Below are 18,256 nucleotides of genomic sequence, written 5' to 3' on the forward strand. Positions count from 1 at the left end.
TAAGGCAAAAGAGGCTGGGATTCATTCCCAGCTCCTTTTTTAAACATTGCCTTTTATATTTCAAAACTCACATCCGCATTCGTTCTACTTTTGAAATTTAGTCGTTAAGAAACTTTTATTCTGCCAAAGCTTGCATGACTTGGCCATATTGGTCGACTTTTTGGGCGGCTTGGTCTTCGGAATCTGCTTTAACGCCGATGTAGAACTTAATCTTAGGTTCCGTCCCACTTGGACGCACAGCAATCCAAGAGCCATCTTCCAGTTGATATTTCAAGACATTGGACCGGGACATGTCGAAGTGTTCAACCTGACCCTGGTCGTCAATCCGTTCCCCAGTTTGGAAGTCCTCGGTTAAAAGAACGGCTTGGCCGCCAATTTCTTGGGGTTGTTCTTGGCGCAAGTTAGCCATAATGCTTTCAATCTTCTTGGCCCCGGCTTGACCTTCAAATTTAAGGGAAATGGTTTTTTCTAGGTAGTAACCGTATTCCTTGTAAAGGTCCAGGAGGCCGTCATAAACGGTCTTGCCTTGGTCCTTGTAGAAAGCCCCCACTTCCGCAAATAAGAGGGCTGCTTGAACGGCATCCTTGTCGCGGGCAAAAGGCTTAATCAAGTAGCCATAGCTTTCTTCAAAACCGAAGAGGAAGCTATATTCCCCGGTTTCTTCATATTCTTGGATCTTTTCAGCGATAAATTTAAAACCGGTCAGGGTGTTTTCGGTGGCGATATCGAAAGATTCGGCAATCTTAGCCGGTAGGTCGCTGGACACGATCGATTTCACAATCACACCGTTTTCAGGCAGGGTTCCTTCTTCCTTACGAGCGGTGAGGATATAGTGGGTTAAGAGCGCTCCAATTTGGTTACCAGAAATAATCTTGTAAGACCCATCTGGCATTAAAGCCGCCGCCCCCATACGGTCAGCATCCGGGTCAGTAGCAATCAAGAGATCCGCGTGACTTTCCTTGCCGTAACGGATGGCATAGGTGAAGGCTTCGGGGTATTCGGGGTTAGGTTCATCTAAGGTAGAGAAGTCCCCATTGGGTTCTTTTTGTTCTTCCACGTAGACAATGTTTTCAAAGCCGGCCTTGTCTAAGGCTTGTTCCATCAACATTTGCCCCGTCCCTTGAAGAGGGGTGTAGACAATGGTGACCTTGTCTTTCATCTTATCAATAATATCAGGGTTCACGGTCACAGTTTCCAGGTTCTTCAAGTAGGCGTCATCGACTTCCTTACCGATCACTTGGTAGAGTCCCTTATCCTTAATTTCATCCAAATCAGCCAGCGGAATGGTTAACATATTGACGTCTTTGACGTGGTTGACCAAGGCATCAGCATCTTGAGGCGGCATTTGCCCACCGTCTTCGCCGTAAACCTTGTAGCCATTGTAGTATTCGTTATTGTGGCTGGCAGTAATCATGATCCCGGTAAAGGTACCTAAGTGGCGGACAGTAAAGGAGAGTTCCGGCGTTGGGCGAACCCCTTCAAAGATATAGGATTTAATCCCATGTTGACCCAGCACCCGGGCCGCATTTTGCGCGAATTCCAAGGAATGGTTACGGCCGTCATAAGCAATGGCTACCCCACGGTCCACGGCTTCTTGGCCGTATTCTTCCATCACGCGGGCCAAACCTTCTGTGGCTTGGCGGACGGTATAAATATTCAAACGGTTGGTCCCCGGACCCATCAAATCACGCATGCCCGCCGTCCCAAAGTTTACCTCTTTGTAGAAAGCTTCCTGGAGGGCGTCTTCGTCTTTTTCTAATTCTTCTAATTCAGCACGAACCTGAGCATCTAAATCAGGGAAATTCTTCCATTGCTCATAAGCATCTTTCCAAGTCATGGGATCACTCCTCTTTCATTTTTCGTACCTCTATTGTACCAAATTCTCCTGGGCTTTGCTCCCCTTTCTCCTAAAACAAGCGCTCCCATCGCCTTGTCTGAGGGAATACAATAGTGTTAGGAGCATTCGTTCTGCTTTTAAATTTGGTCATTGAAGAGCCATGGCACCGGCTCGAGCTCAAGGTCTCTCGCCTAGCGAGCTTCAAAGTGCTAGTAAGGCTAAGGCCAACTAGCACTAATTCACATCGCTTGCTTCTTCATGGCTAATGACCAAATTCAAAGCGCCACTCCTGCTCAAAATTATTTTTAAAACAATTTATTTCAATAACAAGTCTATAAAAAAATACCCCTTAGTCTCCCATCAGGAGACCAAGAGGTAAACGAATGCGCTTATCCTACATATATTTTTCTGCTTGTTTGTGGGCAGCGATCCAGAAGACAGCGATTAAGGCTGATAAGACTGCTAGGAAGACCCAGGCAGTTTGGTAGGTTCCGGAAACATCCGCTAAGGTGGCTGCCAATAGTGAACCGGAAGTCATCCCTAACATCAAGGCACTTTGGACGATACCATAGGCCTTAGGATAGTCATCCGCATTAAAGATCGATGAGGTCATCAATGGCGGTAAGACGGTACCAATGGCATTCCCTAAGCCAAAGAAAATGGCCATTAGGAAGACAAAGGTATAGTTGCCACTGAAGAGCATCAAGAAGTAAGCCAAGGCGCAGAGTAAGGAAGCGTAGAGTGTTGCAATCCGAACGCCAAACTTATCATTAACCACACCGAGAACTAACTTACCGAGAATACCGACCCCAGAGTAGATGGACACCATTTGGGCCATCTTACTAGCGCCGTGAAGTTGTTGGACATAAGGAGGGAATTGACCCAAGCCCCCGTTATTCGAAATACCGATAAAGACGGTACCGATTAATAACATGATAAAGAAAGGTTTCTTGAAGGCATCTTTGGTAGGTAATTTCACCCCTGTATGGTCCTCTTCTTGATGGTCAACCGTGTCATCCACTTCAGCTGCTCCCAAGGCATGGAGACCCTTCGCTTCAGGGTGTTCCACGAAGAGCATCATCACTATCGGAATCCCGACCACTAACATGATGATGGCATAGACTAAGTAAGCCATCCGCCAGCCCATGTCACCAATTAACCAGGTCAACAATTGACTGAAGATAATGCCGCCCAAACCGAGTCCGGCAAAGGAAAGACTCAAGGCCGTTCCCCGACTTTTCACGAACCAATTATTGACCAGCATGGACACGGGAATAATAGTAGTCGCGGTATAACCAAACCCTACCCCAATAGAGAGCAAATAAAACACATAAATATTCGGGGCAAAGGCATATAAACCGTAAGAAATAGCATAGGCAAGCACACCAATCAGGTAGAAGCGCTTGAAGTTCCCCTTCTTAGCAAATTGTTGGGAGACAAAGGGTGATACAAAGATCCCCATCCCCAGAACAATGGAGTTCACAATAGCAAAGGCTGAGTTGGCAATGCCAAATTCTTCAACGACATAAGGTTGGAAGAGGTTAGCTACGGCCACCGAAGCCGGTCCCATGACCGCAAGCATGATAATGGCGCCGAGCACGACCCACCAACCATAGAATAACTTATTTTCTTTCATTGAATTCCTCATTTCTATAAAACTTTACCTATTTACTATACCAGTAATTTGAAATTTTGTTGGGAATTTTGATTATTAATCCCCAATAAAAAAGAGGCCGCGACTTTTGTCTTGGCCTCTTAGTTGCCTTAGGGATCGATGCTTAATGAGTTAAGCTTGACCGCTTTTTAGTTGAGTTCGAACGCCAGCCTTGAAGTTGCTTCAGAAATTCAAGGCTCTGACGGCGTCCTCACATCCTTTTTTTAGTTGAGTTCGGAAGGGTGAGGGGATGTCCTTTCAGAAAAGTTGAACGATCAAGCAAGCTGATCTTATCAGCTTTTCTTCCAAGGAATCTCCCTCGCTGTTCCTTCCTCACATCCTTTTTTATTATAGAGATTCATCCTTCTTGCTGATTGTTACCAATCCTGTTCCAGTGAGCAATAAGGCAGCTGCTAAGAGCACTGGAAGGGTAGAGTCAGCTTCTGAACCTGTTTTTGGCAGGCTGGCTGCATGACTCTTGATTTTAGCCACTTCTTGCTTAGTTGCTTGACTAGGCACTGCCGTTAAGTCTTGACCATTTACTGGCGCATTACCGCTAGCCTTGAGGGCCTTAGGATGGTTGAGCTTATAGGCCTTCACTGGAGTCCCTTGTTTCTTGTGAACTTTAGTTGTCACAAGCTGGTCAGTGTGTTCAGTAGGAATCTCTTCTTGGTTTTTGGGCTCCTTGGGTTCATCTGTGTCAGTTGAACGAGGAGTTTCTGGTGTTTTTGGACTTGGTTTATCTTGAGGACTTTCCGGAGTTTTTTCTTTGTCCTGAGACTTCGGTTCGTCCCCTTGGTCAGTGGTTTTGTCTGGATGACCTGGTTGGTCTGATTTCCCTGGATTTTCCGGATTAACTGGTTTGTCTGGGTTTCCTGGTTTTTTCGGATTTCCAGGTTGGTCAGGCTGAGCCGGTTTATCTGGAGTTCCTGGCTTATCTGGGTTTACGGGTTTGCCAGGCTTAGCTTGGTCAGGTTTGCTTGGGTTTGGACAGGTCCCACAGACATTGCCCGCAACTTCAATGCTGTAGTCAGTATAGACCACAATGAAGTCCCCATTATCAGTAACTTTCACATTCTTAATACCGCGACCATCTTTCCCGTCTTTGCCATCTTTACCATCGCGACCGTCGCGGCCGTCCTTACCGCGGACAAGACCTGCATCAATGGTCCGACCGTCGTCAAGACTGATGATCAAATGCCCGGCATCATCGACCTTGGCATCTTTAATGCCGCCCTTATTTGGACGAGGGATTACTTGGGTGGTTTGGTTGCTGTTGATAATCACAAGATCGCCGTTATTGTTAACAGTGATCTTCTCAACGCCCTGAGCATCCTTACCATCTCTACCATCACGACCGTCACGGCCATCCTTGCCATCTTTACCGTCTTTGCCGTCACGAACGAAGACTTGGCGGATCACTTCTCCAGTTTTCGGATTCTTATAGATAATCTTGGTGCCTGGTTGTTGAGGATTGTCGCTTGGCTCGGTCTCAATGATCGGGGTTTGGCCATCTTCACCATTATAGATAAATTCTCGGCTTAAGAGCTTACCGTTGCGATCAGTTAAGCGAATTTCAACTCCGATTTGTTTGCCGTTCTTATCGAAGACCGGCTTAATATCTGGAGTTAAGCCATCTTGACCGTCCTTGCCATCTTTTCCGTCTTTACCATCTTTGACAAAGACTTTGCTGATGGTTTGTCCTGTCTTTGGATGGGTGAAGCTGATGTAATGGCCTTTTTCACCCTTATCATTGGTGGCTGGGGTGGTTTCAACCTTAGGCGACTCGCCATCCTTACCGTCAGAGATGAAGGTCTCACTAATCACTGCCCCAGTGTCTGGATTCTTGACAATAATGTAGGCACCTGTTTGCCCTGCTCGGTCTTGGCCTGGCTTGGTCTCAACAATTGGAGCCTTGCCATCCTTGCCGTCTTTACCATCTTTTCCGTCTCTGACAAAGCTTTCAGAGATAACGGCTCCAGTGTCTGGATGTTTAACCAGGATCTTCGTCCCGCTATGTCCTTCTTTATCTTTTCCTGGTAGGGTTTCAACGATTGGGGCTTTGCCATCCTTACCGTTAGTGATGGTGACTGATTTTTGTTTGCCATTGGTTTTGGTGATGGTCACGACATGGTTGCCATTAGCGTCTGTAGTCACATCAACGTCTGGAGATTTGCCGTCCTTCAACTCAGTGACTTCCGGCTTGTCATCAGAAACCGAACGATCTGTTCCACGGACTTGTGGCGTTACTGTGATGATAACTCCATCGTTAGTTGCATTCCGGCGTGCTGTGATCTTAGGCGCTAAACCATCTAGACCATCCTTGACAATGGCTCTGGCAACGGGTTCCTTGGTGGTGTCCACCTTACCCGTTTCGGGGTTGACTGGGTAGAAGTTAATCAGATTACCATAGGAGGTTCTTTCCACCACTGGCAGATAGGTCTTGCCGTCCTTGCCATCTTTACCGTTTTTACCGTTGCTTCCGGCGATACCTTGGGCACCACGTTCACCTTGGTCGCCCTTGTCGCCTTTTTCCCCTTTATCACCTTTTGCTATGGTGAGAACTGTGCCATCAGATAAAGTCACGAGCGTGTTGCCTTGATCATCTTTAGCGGTGTGGGTAACGGTAATGGATTTGCCGTCTTTACCATCTTTTCCGTTGCTTCCGGCGTCACCTTTGTCGCCCTTATCACCTTTCTCACCTTTTTGGCCATTCTTCACTTCGAATGAAGTCGTGCTACCATCTGGGTTCTTAATGGTGATGGTGTGGCCTTCTGGGGTTTCAGTCGTTGAAACTTCTGGGGACTTGCCGTCTTTTCCGTTGCTTCCTGCAGCACCTTGTGCGCCACGTTCACCTTGGAGGCCTCTTTCACCGCGGTCTCCCTTATCACCTTTTTCACCTTTTTGGCCGTTCTTCACTTCGAATGAAGTGGTGCTGCCATCTGGGTTCTTAATGGTGATGGTGTGACCATCTGGAGTTTCGGTGGTTGAGACTTCTGGCGACTTGCCGTCTTTTCCTTTTTCGCCTTGTGGGCCTTGAGCGCCAGTTTCACCCTTTTCACCACGTTCACCTTGTGGGCCTTGAGCGCCTGTGTCGCCCTTGTCACCCTTGGCGCCTTTTTCTCCTGGAAGACCTTGGTCGCCCTTGTCGCCTTTTGCGATATTGAGAACTGTGCCGTCAGATAAAGTAACAACTGTATTGCCATCTTTATCTTTTTCTGTCTTGGTAACAGTTAATGGAGCGGCGTCTTTCCCTTTTTCTCCATCTTTACCGTTCTTGAGAGTTGTGGTAGTTGTTGAGCCATCTGGATTGGTAATAGTGATGGTGTGGGATCCGTCGCCGTTATCTTTGGTTGAGATAAGTGGTGATTTTCCGTCTTTACCATCTTTTCCATTGGTTCCTGCAGTACCTTGGGCACCACGTTCACCTTGTAGACCTCTTTCACCTTGGTCTCCCTTATCACCTTTTTCACCCTTGGCACCTGGTGTACCATTCTTCACAGTGAATGAAGTGGTGGTACCGTTTGGATTCTTGATGGTGATGGTATGGCTGCCGTCAGCGTTTTCGGTAGTGGAAATTTCTGGGGATTTGCCTTCTGCTCCTTTTTCGCCTTGTGGGCCTCGAGCTCCAGTTTCACCCTTTTCGCCTTTTTCGCCACGTTCACCTTTATCCCCTTTGGCCCCTTTTTCACCTGGAAGACCTTGGTCGCCCTTATCGCCTTTTGCAATATTTAGGACTGTACCATCAGATAAGGTAACGACTGTATTGCCGTCTTTATCTTTTTCTGCCTTGGTGACAGTCAATGGCGCTGCGTCCTTGCCATCTTTACCATTAACTCCAGCGGCACCTTGGTCACCTTTATCACCTTTGGCACCATCTGGAATAAAGATGTTGTTGGTGGTTTCTAAGGTGTCTGGATTCTTAATACGTAACCAGGTCCCTGGAACTTTCTTAGTATTGTCTGAGAAGCCACGTTGTGCGAAAACAACAGGTGATTTCCCGTCTTTTCCTGGGGCTCCCGCTTGACCTTTTTCACCGTTCTTCACGACGAATGAAGTCGTTGTTCCATTTGGATTCTTGATAGTGATGGTATGGCTGCCGTCAGCATTTTCGGTAGTGGAAATTTCTGGAGATTTGCCTTCTGCTCCTTTTTCGCCTTGTGGGCCTCGAGCTCCAGTTTCACCCTTTTCGCCACGTTCACCTTGTGGGCCTTGAGCACCTGTGTCACCTTTGTCACCCTTTGGACCTTGAGGGCCTACTTCTCCACGGTCGCCCTTTTCACCTTTATCACCTTTTTCACCCTTGGCACCTGGTGTACCGTTCTTCACAGTAAATGAAGTCGTTGTCCCGTTTGGATTCTTAATGGTGATGGTGTGAGTGCCGTCAGCATTTTCGGTGCTGGAGATTTCTGGTGACTTGCCGTCTACACCATCTTTACCGTTAGTTCCGGCAGCACCTTGGTCTCCTTTGGCACCGTCTGGAATAAAGATGTTGTTGGTGGTTTCTAAGGTGTCTGGATTCTTAATACGTAACCAAGTTCCTGGAACTTTCTTGGTATTGTCTGAGAAGCCTCGTTGTGCAAAAACAACAGGTGATTTCCCATCTTTTCCTGGGGCTCCCGCTTGACCTTTTTCACCGTTCTTCACGACGAATGAAGTGGTAGTGCCGTTTGGATTCTTGATAGTGATGGTATGACTACCATCAGCGTTTTCACTAGTGGAAATTTCTGGGGATTTACCTTCTGCTCCCTTTTCGCCTTGTGGGCCACGAGCTCCGGTTTCACCCTTTTCACCACGCTCACCTTGTGGGCCTTGTGCACCTGTGTCTCCTTTGTCACCCTTTGGACCTTGAGGGCCTACTTCTCCACGGTCACCTTTATCACCCTTTTGGCCGTCCTTGACTTCAAATGAAGTCATGCTGCCATCTGGATTCTTGATGGTGACAGTATGAGAACCGTTGTCGTTATCTTTCGTTGAGATAACTGGAGATTTACCGTCTACACCATCTTTACCGTTGGTTCCAGCTGCGCCTTGTGCGCCGCGTTCACCTTGGTCTCCCTTTTCACCTTTAGCACCATCTGGAATAAAGATGTTGTTGGTGGTTTCTAAGGTGTCTGGATTCTTAATACGTAACCAGGTTCCTGGAACTTTCTTAGTATTGTCTGAGAAGCCACGTTGTGCGAAAACAACAGGTAATTTGCCGTCTTTTCCTGGGGCTCCGGCTTGACCTTTTTCACCGTTCTTCACGACGAAGGAAGTGGTGGTGCCGCTTGGATTCTTGATGGTGATGGTATGACTGCCGTCAGCATTTTCACTAGTGGAAATTTCTGGGGACTTGCCTTCTGCTCCTTTTTCGCCTTGTGGGCCGCGAGCTCCGGTTTCACCCTTTTCGCCACGTTGACCTTGCAGACCTTGGGCACCTGTGTCTCCTTTGTCACCCTTTGGACCTTGAGGACCTACTTCTCCACGGTCCCCCTTTTCACCTTTATCACCTTTTTCGCCATCTTTGATTTCACCTGTGGCAACGGCTTCTTTACTGGTGTCTGCTTTACCGGTTGCTGGGTTCACTGGATAGAACTTGATAGTAGTTACGCCATCTTTATCTTTTGTAAGAACTGGGGCGAAGGATTTTCCATCGTCACCTTTTAGCCCATCGTGGACATCCACGGTGTGTGGTTTACCGTCAACGATATTGCCTTTTTCATCACGAATTTGAGGTGTGATAGTTAAAGTTAGGCCATTGTTGGCTGCATTTCGCTCAGCACTTACTTTTGGTGCGAGACCGTCTTTACCGGCAAGTCCTTGGGCACCCGCTTCACCTTTGGCACCATCTTTGATGTCGACACTTTGTGGAGTGCCGTCAACGATCTTGCCTTTGGCGTCACGGCTTTGAGGCGTGATGGTGAGAGTTACGCCATCATTGGCTTGATTGCGAACGGCGGTTACTTTTGGCGCAAGGCCGTCTTGACCATTTACGCCAGCTGTCCCTTGAGGACCACGTTCACCTTGGTCACCCTTGTCTCCCTTTTGGCCGTTCTTGACTTCGAATGAAGTCGTGCTGCCATCTGGGTTTTTGATGGTAACGGTATGACCATCTTTTGTTTCAGCGGTTGAAACTTCTGGCGATTTACCGTCTACACCATCTTTACCTTTTTCACCTTTGGCGCCATCTTTGATTTCGCCGCTAGCAACCGCTTCTTTCGTTGTGTCTGGCTTGCCGTTTTCTGGGTTCACTGGATAGAACTTGATGGTGGTTACGCCATTTTTATCTTTTGTGATCACTGGGGCAAATGATTTACCATTATCACCTGCAAGGCCGCGTTCCCCTTGATCACCCTTGTCACCTTTTGGCCCTTGAGCACCGGCTTCACCTTTTTCACCACGCTCACCTTGTAGACCTCTTTCACCTTTCTCACCGTTTTTCACGACAAATGAAGTGGTGGTGCCATTTGGATTCTTAATAGTGATTGTATGAGTGCCATCAGGGTTTTCGCTAGTGGAGATTTCTGGTGATTTACCGTCTACACCATCTTTTCCGTTAGCACCTGCAGCACCTTGGTCTCCTTTTTCACCTTTGGCTCCGTCTGGAATAAAGATGTTGTTAGTGGTTTCTAAGGTGTCTGGATTCTTAATACGTAACCAGGTTCCTGGAACTTTCTTGGCATTGTCAGAGAATCCACGTTGTGCTGAAACAATTGGTGATTTGCCGTCTTTACCATTTAATCCTGGCGCTCCTGCCTCACCTTTTTCACCGTTCTTCACGACGAATGAAGTGGTGGCACCATTTGGATTCTTGATAGTGATGGTGTGAGTGCCATCAGTGTTTTCGGTGCTGGAGATTTCTGGCGATTTGCCTTCTAGACCTGGTGCACCTTGTGGACCACGTTCACCTTGGTCACCCTTGTCGCCTTTTTGTCCTTGTGGGCCTTGAGCTCCAGTATCCCCTTTCGGACCTTGAGCACCAGTTTCACCCTTGTCACCTTTAGCGCCATCTTTGATTTCACCAGTAGCGACAGCTTCTTTAGTCGTGTCAACTTTTCCAGTTTCTGGGTTGACTGGGTAGAATTTGATGGTAGTTACGCCATCTTTATCTTTTGTAAGAACTGGGGCAAAGGTCTTACCGTTTAGGCCAGGTGCGCCTTGAAGACCGCGTTCACCTTGGTCACCCTTGTCACCTTTTGGACCTTGGGCTCCTGTGGCACCTGGATCTCCTTTTAGGCCATCATTGATTTCCACGGTTTGTGGCTTACCGTCAACAATATTACCTTTTTCATCACGGATTTGTGGCGTGATGGTTAAAGTAAGGCCATTGTTGGCATCGTTGCGTTTAGCAGTTACTTTTGGCGCTAGACCATCTTTACCGGCAAGTCCTTGGGCTCCGGCTTCACCCTTCGCTCCATCTTTGATGTCGACACTTTGTGGAGTGCCATCAACGATCTTGCCTTTGGCGTCACGACTTTGTGGCGTGATAGTAAGGGTCACGCCATCATTGGCTTGATTGCGAACAGCGGTTACTTTTGGTGCGAGGCCGTCTTGACCGTTAGCGCCCGCTGCGCCTTGAAGACCACGTTCCCCTTGGTCACCTTTTTGGCCGTTCTTGACTTCGAATGAAGTCGTGCTGCCGTCTGGGTTCTTGATGGTGATAGTATGGCCATCTTTCGTTTCAGCGGTTGAAACTTCTGGAGACTTGCCGTTTTCACCTTTTGGCCCTTGAGCACCTGGCTCACCTTTTTCGCCATCTTTAATTTCACCGCTAGCAACAGCTTCTTTATTGGTGTCTGGCTTACCGGTTTCTGGGTTCACTGGGTAGAACTTGATGGTGGTTACGCCATCTTTATCTTTTGTGAGAACTGGGGCAAAGGTCTTACCGTTTAGGCCAGGCGCGCCTTGAAGACCGCGTTCACCTTGTAAACCTCTTTCGCCTTTATCTCCTTTAAGACCATCGGCAATTTCTACGGTTTGTGGCTTACCATCGACAATATTACCTTTTTCATCACGGATCTGTGGTGTGATGGTTAAAGTAACGCCATTGTTGGCAGCGTTTCGCTTAGCAGTTACTGTTGGTGCAAGACCGTCTTTACCGTTTAACCCTGGTGCACCTTGAGCGCCATCTTCACCCTTTTCACCACGTTCACCTTGTGGACCTTGGGCACCTTTTTCACCATTCTTCACGACAAAGGAAGTGGTGGTGCCATTTGGATTCTTAATAGTGATTGTGTGACTGCCATCAGTATTTTCAGCGCTGGAGATTTCTGGAGACTTGCCATCGACACCATTTTTACCGTGGCTTCCTGCAGCGCCTTGAGCGCCGGTGTCACCTTTATCTCCCTTAGTGCCTTTTTCTCCTGGATTACCTTTTTCCCCCTTATCGCCTTTTGCGATATTGAGAACTGTCCCGTCTGATAAGGTTACGACTGTATTACCATCTTTATCTTTTTCTGTTTTGGTAACAGTTAGTGGAGCGGCATCCTTGCCCTTAGTTCCTGCAGGGCCTTGGTCACCCTTATCCCCTTTTGGACCTTGATCACCCTTGTCACCCTTGGCGCCATCTTGAATTTCCACTGTTTGTGGAGTTCCAGTGACGATATTACCTTTTTCGTCTCGGGACCGTGGAGTGATGGTTAGGGTTACCCCATGATTATCTTGGTTACGTTTAGCAGTGACTGTTGGGGCCAGACCATCTTTACCATCGACACCATTCTTGATCACGGTGCTATTGGTTGAGCCATCTGGATTGGTGATAGTCAGTGTGTAGCTGCCGTCACCATTATTCTTGGTTGAAATGGATGGGGACTGGCCATCTTTGCCATCTTTACCTTTTTCACCTTGTGGGCCGCGTTCGCCGGTGTCACCTTTTGGACCCTGTGGACCTTGTTCTCCTTGTGGACCGCGTTCGCCATCTTTGATTTCAACGCTTTTTTCTTTACCGTCAACGATTTCGCCCTTTTCATTACGGATTTGCGGAGTGATAGTTAAAATAACTCCATTATTGGCCGTATTGCGTTTGGCAGTAACTTTTGGTGTCAGGCCATCTTTCCCGCTTCGGATTGTGGCGGAGTGAGTAGTTCCATCAACATCTTTAACTTTTACTGTATAAGTATCATCTTTATTATCGACCCAGTCAATTTCAGGAGACTTGCCATCTTTACCATCGGCAATGACTGCTTGGTGGCTGGTTCCATCAGGGTTAGTAATTTTGATGGTGTAAGAATTCACCGAGCTAGGATCATCTGGTTTCTTCTCGTTTTTAACGATTTCTACCCGAGGCGTTCCGCCATCCTTACCGGGTTGGCCTTGTGGACCTTGAAGACCTTGGGCGCCCTTCTCACCTTTTTCACCTTGTGGACCTTGAGCACCGGTGTCACCCTTATCACCTTTGGCACCATCTGGAATGAAAGCAGTCTTGGTTTCAAGGGTTTTATTGCCATTTTGGTCATATTTGGGATAGGTGAAGGTCACATAGGTTCCCTTTTTGCCATCTTTTTCACCGGGTTTGGTTTGGACATCAATGGCTAGGTCTGGGAGGGCTGGGCCGGTTCCTTCAAGAATGACTTCATCTTGGCGCTTAATCAATTCCTTGGAATTCTTCTTGGTGTAGTAATCCTTGAAGTTTTCTTCGGTTAAGTCCTCATCGCCTAAGACATCACGGGTTTGTTCATAAATCACGCGGTTGACCCCGTCATGGCCGGTTTGTTTAACCACGCGGACACCTTTAGGCAGTAGTGGGGTGGTCTCAACCGATGAGCTGTGCTTGTCGGTTTCCGTACGCACTTCATAGTGCTTGATCTTGCGGAAGGCTGTGTCAACTACTTCATCTTTCTTGAGATTCCTAATGAATTTTTCCGTGCCGACAAATTGCTTGCCTGCATTCACCGTGGCGAAACGATTAGGTTCTTCAAACTTCACCACATAGCTATTGTAGCCAGGCAAGTCTGCGAAAGTGTAATTACCGTTCAAGTCGGTGGTTGTGCTGGCAAGCAACTTCCCATCGTCAGGGTTGTAGAGGTTCACCTTAATATTGCTTAGGGTTTGGTCGCCTGTACTTGACCCATCACCATTGTGGTCATCGTATACCGTCCCAGAAATCTTATAGATATCAACAATTTGTGGACGATTGGAGACTTGACCAGCATCTAGTACGTTGAAATAGCGTTTCTTATCGGTGTAGGTTTTGTCTACAGACTCTCTATTGACATCGCTAGCAGATACAATCGGTCTACCCTTGCGGTCGACATAGGTAATTTCAATCCCAGAATTATCAATGTCATTCAATTTCTTGCCAGCGACAACTTTTAAAGGCAAGTGCTCGGCAGGAATATTAACCGTGACTTTATCATCAACATTATTTATGGGAACTTCTTGCGGTTGATCTGAACCTGGGTAAGTAATTAGCGCTTTGGCACCTACAGCAGCAAGTTTTTCCCGTTCTCCATTTAAGAAAGATAGATAAAATTTCTTGCTGGCCAAGGTTAAATTGCCAGTCCCTTTTTCATTAGTTAGTTGAGGAGCTTTGTCAATAAAGCCTCCATATTGACTATCGACAGGAACTTCTTGGCTGTTTGTTCCATCGCTTACGCGGACCTTGTCCCCGTCTTGCAACGCCTTAACACTAGCTAATGGAATTTTCCAATAGCCATCGGACTCAGCGACAGTTTCTCCAATTGGAGTTTCTACGCCATTATGAATATAAACTGCCTTGATGGTCTTTCCTGCCTCGGCTTGGCCACCAAAATAGTCTTGATAACGTTGACCATTCTTATCGCCTTCAAGCCTTTCATTGACAATTTGTAATGAATTTGTGACCACAGGAGGTTGGGCGTTTTCTGGCGCATCATAAGTTGTCGCAAGTATTTCTTCTGGGGCAGGACTTGGTGTGACTTCTGCTGTACTTGGAGTTGGGTCTGCACTTGGCGTGGCTGGATTTGTCGCTTCAGCTTTTGGCGCTTCTGTAGGCGTGGTTGCTGTTGGACTGGCTGGACTAGTTTCAGTTACTGGCAGAGTGGCTGGCTGATTGTCACTAACCTGAGGACTAGTTGGCTGGCTGGCCTTAGCCTTATTGTCAAGACTTGCTGCCTTGTCCTGACCAGCTAACTCTACTGGACTACTTTGCCCTTGGCCTGAGCTGAGTCCTGGGTCTTGGCTACTTGGAAGCGTGACTTTGCTTTCGGAGTCAGCTACTTCATTAGCGGCTGCTCGAACCACCGACGCGTCTCCCATAAAGAGGAGGCCAACAGCGACAGCCACTGAAGCAACACCGATATTTAGGCGTTTAATGGAATAGCGATAGAATTTATTCGCCATTTTTTCACGATATAATTTGACATTATTCTTTCCTAACATAAATGTTTTTCCTTTCTTATCTTCTAAAGAAACGTGAGTAAGAAGGTCTGTTGTAATGCGCTCTGGCTGAACGTCTCACACGAGCTGGACGATAAGTTGCTGAGCGATAGGCCCGAGGACTTGAATAAGTAAGTGCCCTTGCCGACCCCACATTAGCACTGCGATAACCATCTGCGATAAATCCACGACGAATAATTCGATTTATCGGTTTGGCAAGAACGGTTCGTGTTACCTTTGGATTAGCTTGAGGGACTCCATTAATGTAAGTGGTTTCGGTAACGGTTTGAACTTTTCCCTCCTGACCAGCTTGAACAACCACTTCTTCCCGTGGAGCTAATTCTCTATCATCTATCCAGATAATTCTTGGTTTAATGGTTCGAACGGTTACCTCTCTTCTCACTTCAACAACCTGGGTCCCTACTTCCACGATTTCGTCACGTTTGTCGCGGAGGACGCGGCGGGTGACTTCTGGGTTAGGCTGCGGACGCCCATTGACGTAGGTTGTGGTTGTGGTTTCTTCGACGCGGCCGGTAAGTCCACTTTGGATCACACGACGTTGGCCTTTTGGAAGGTTGGGATTTTCACGAGTGATGGTTTGGTAAGGAATTTCCTTGACCGTCACTTGGGAGTCTTGGCGAACCTCTTGGGTACCGACTTCCACGATTTCATCGCGTTTGTCGCGGAGGACGCGGCTAGTAACTTCTGGGTTGGGTTGTGGACGCCCATTGACATAAGTCGTCGTTGTGGTTTCTTCAACACGGCCGGTAATTCCTGACTGAATCACCCGACGCTCACCTTTTGGAAGATTTGGGTTTTCACGAGTGATGGTTTGGTAAGGGATTTCCTTGATCTTCACTTGAGAGTCTTGACGAACGTCTTGAGTTCCCACTTCCACAATTTCATCACGTTTGTCGCGGAGAACACGGTGGGTAACTTGTGGGTTAGGTTGTGGACGCCCATTGACGTAAGTCGTTGTTGTTGTTTCTTCGACGCGGCCGGTAATTCCGCTTTGAATCACCCGACGCTCGCCTTTTGGAAGGTTGGGGTTTTCACGAGTGATGGTTTGGTAAGGGATTTCCTTAACCTTCACTTGGGAGTCTTGGCGAACCTCTTGAGTGCCCACTTCCACGATTTCATCGCGTTTTTCGCGGAGAACGCGGTTGGTGACTTCCGGGTTAGGCTGTGGACGTCCATTGACGTAAGTAGTCACGGTTCTTTCTTCAACGCGTCCAGTAAGTCCGCTTTGAATCACCCGACGCTCGCCCTTTGGAAGATTGGGATTTTCACGAGTGATGGTTTGGTAAGGGATTTCCTTGACCGTTACTTGAGGGACTTTTTTAACTTCCCGGGTGCCGATTTCGATGATGCGATTTTGCCCTTGTTGAAGGACTCTCTCGCTCACTAAGCGACGACTAACTTCTTTCTTATTGACGAATTTGATATGGGTTTGGCTTTCGACAATGGATTTCTTGCCTTCTTGGATCGTCCGTCTCAAGCCCTTGTCCAGATTGGGGTTGTACTTGTAAACAGTATCGAAACCAGTCGCTCTTTCTTGGCGGACCAGACGGGTTTCTTCGACACGGGCTTTCTCTTGCTTAGAGTAAGTGATCCGGGCCGTGCCATCTTGACGAACAGCCACCCCAGCGCCCCCACGGTAGTATGGGGCTACTTCAGAGGTAATGGCGAAGGTATATTGTTTACGGCGGTCAATCCCCAGGGCTTGGGCATTGATAGATTGGACAATACGACCAGCCCCGTCCCCATAAATAGCTTGGAATTGGCCATTGCGGGCACTGTATTTCAAAAGGAGGGGTTCAAATTCTTCAGGGCGGAATTGGTCAGCGTCACGTTCATAGCGTCCTTGCATCCGCTTGTTATTGTATTCAAAGCCATGACTAGATCCGACAATCCGACTATTCCCTGCCTGGTCATTACGCACGAAGGCCGTGTAACCCCGATGTTGGTTGCCGGCAATGCGGTTAGACATCCCTTGCTTATCCATCTGACTGGTTTCGGGGTTGTAACGAATGTCAATCTTATAACCGAAAGCCTTGGCAACACCGCGATTTTTGAGGATCCCACCTTGATTGAGGTAGTCTTGCCCTTTATTGGCCCCTTCAATAAAGAGGAAACCAAAACCGTCTGCGGAAGTGGTATTGTTGTGATGGTCTAGGCGAACTTCTAAATTCAACTCGAAGTCTTTATCGAAGCTCACAGCTTCTTTTTTCACCAGGGCGCCTCGTTGGCTCTGAACATTGTGAATCATCCGTGATCCTAAGGCATTGCTATTGCCGAATTGCACCGCTTGAACATTCTCTGGGCCACGGTCTGCTTTAGCCGGGTTATATTCTGTCGGGTCATACTTGGTCACATTGGGACCAATCCGGTCAAAATGGTTTCTGCCTAGACCCGTTTCTGTAACGATTCGGCTATCAGCCACTTCCTTATGGTCAATGATCCGGTCTTCTACGGTGCGGGTTTGGTCAGCTTCTCGGTTGCGTTCAAGGTAGGCCGGTTGCTCGTCTCCACCCACAAGCACTTCATCGCTGGCTTCCAGGTCGCTATAGTAAGCTGCCCGATTTTCTGTACTGGAGACTGGTTGGCTGGCAGACTCGCTCAACTTCTCATTCAAGGAATGACTGCTGTCTAGCGGAAGTGCCCGGCTGCCCTGATCTGCCTCTCCTGAAGGATGCTCTTGGTCGTTTGCAAGGCCAGTTACATTTGCGCTTGTTACACCTTCATTTGAAGCCGCCTGCACCACAGAGGCCTCTCCCATAAAGAGCAAACCGACCGCAACAGCAACTGAAGCGACACCGATATTTAAACGTTTGATGGCATAGCGGTAGGAGCGATTGCTACTTTTTTCATTGATCATTTTAAAATTATTTTTACCTAGCATATTTTTTTGATTACCCTCTTTATATTTTTCTTAGTTTCTAAGTATAAAAATCAAATAATGTATAAAAAGATATAAAAATTCGCTACTAGTTAAGCAAAAAATAAATTGAAAAACTAGCGAATTTTAAAAAATAAGTTAATTCATCAGATTATTTTTTAATCTAAAAAGTGTTTATCACTTAAAAAGGCCAGGAAGCTTGATTTTATGGGGTTTCTTTTTGACCTGTGGTATATATTTTTAGCTAGGATAATAGCCCAAGTACATTTTATTGTACATAAACTTAATTTAATTTATTAAAATCTAAATTATTTTTCTATTTTCCTGGAAAAATGTTTTTATTATTGATATTTGTCAGCGATTAAATATAATCGAGCAAACCTTTCACTGACGCAATCGAATCAGGCCCTCAATGGAAACTTTGTCTATCTGAGTGCACAAAAAAACTAGGTGAGAGGATTCACCTAGTTTGTAAATAGATTAAATTGTTATTTTTCTAGACAGACAAGGCCCGGTGTTTTAAAACACG

Annotated in this window: 4 protein-coding genes; all 4 read right to left on the reverse strand. The window is 47.1% G+C overall.

Translation table 11 applies throughout. The features are described 5' to 3' along the window. Window positions 1-115 precede the first annotated feature (115 nt). The 4 genes from DBT49_RS08545 to DBT49_RS08560 all read right to left on the reverse strand — a co-directional run bounded on the left by DBT49_RS08545 (window position 116) and on the right by DBT49_RS08560 (window position 17,706). Window positions 116-1,837, reverse strand: coding sequence for a phospho-sugar mutase (locus tag DBT49_RS08545; RefSeq protein ID WP_070558708.1), 1,722 nt, complete (start codon window positions 1,835-1,837; stop codon window positions 116-118). 394 nt (window positions 1,838-2,231) lie between these two features. Beyond that, the gene (locus DBT49_RS08550; RefSeq protein WP_070558709.1) at window positions 2,232-3,473 is read right to left on the reverse strand and encodes an MFS transporter; all 1,242 of its coding nucleotides are present in this window, start codon (window positions 3,471-3,473) and stop codon (window positions 2,232-2,234) included. A gap of 366 nt (window positions 3,474-3,839) precedes the next feature. Continuing rightward, window positions 3,840-14,831 carry a collagen-flanked surface repeat-containing protein gene (locus DBT49_RS08555; protein WP_111872401.1) on the reverse strand — a complete coding sequence of 3,664 codons (10,992 nt, stop codon included), beginning with the start codon at window positions 14,829-14,831 and terminating at the stop codon, window positions 3,840-3,842. Between the two features lie 16 nt (window positions 14,832-14,847). After that, window positions 14,848-17,706: a G5 domain-containing protein gene (locus DBT49_RS08560; RefSeq protein WP_181562744.1), complete on the reverse strand. Its 2,859-nt coding sequence runs from the start codon at window positions 17,704-17,706 to the stop codon at window positions 14,848-14,850. Window positions 17,707-18,256 lie beyond the last annotated feature (550 nt).

Origin of the sequence: Aerococcus mictus, from assembly GCF_003286595.3 — a bacterium.
GTDB lineage: Bacteria > Bacillota > Bacilli > Lactobacillales > Aerococcaceae > Aerococcus > Aerococcus mictus.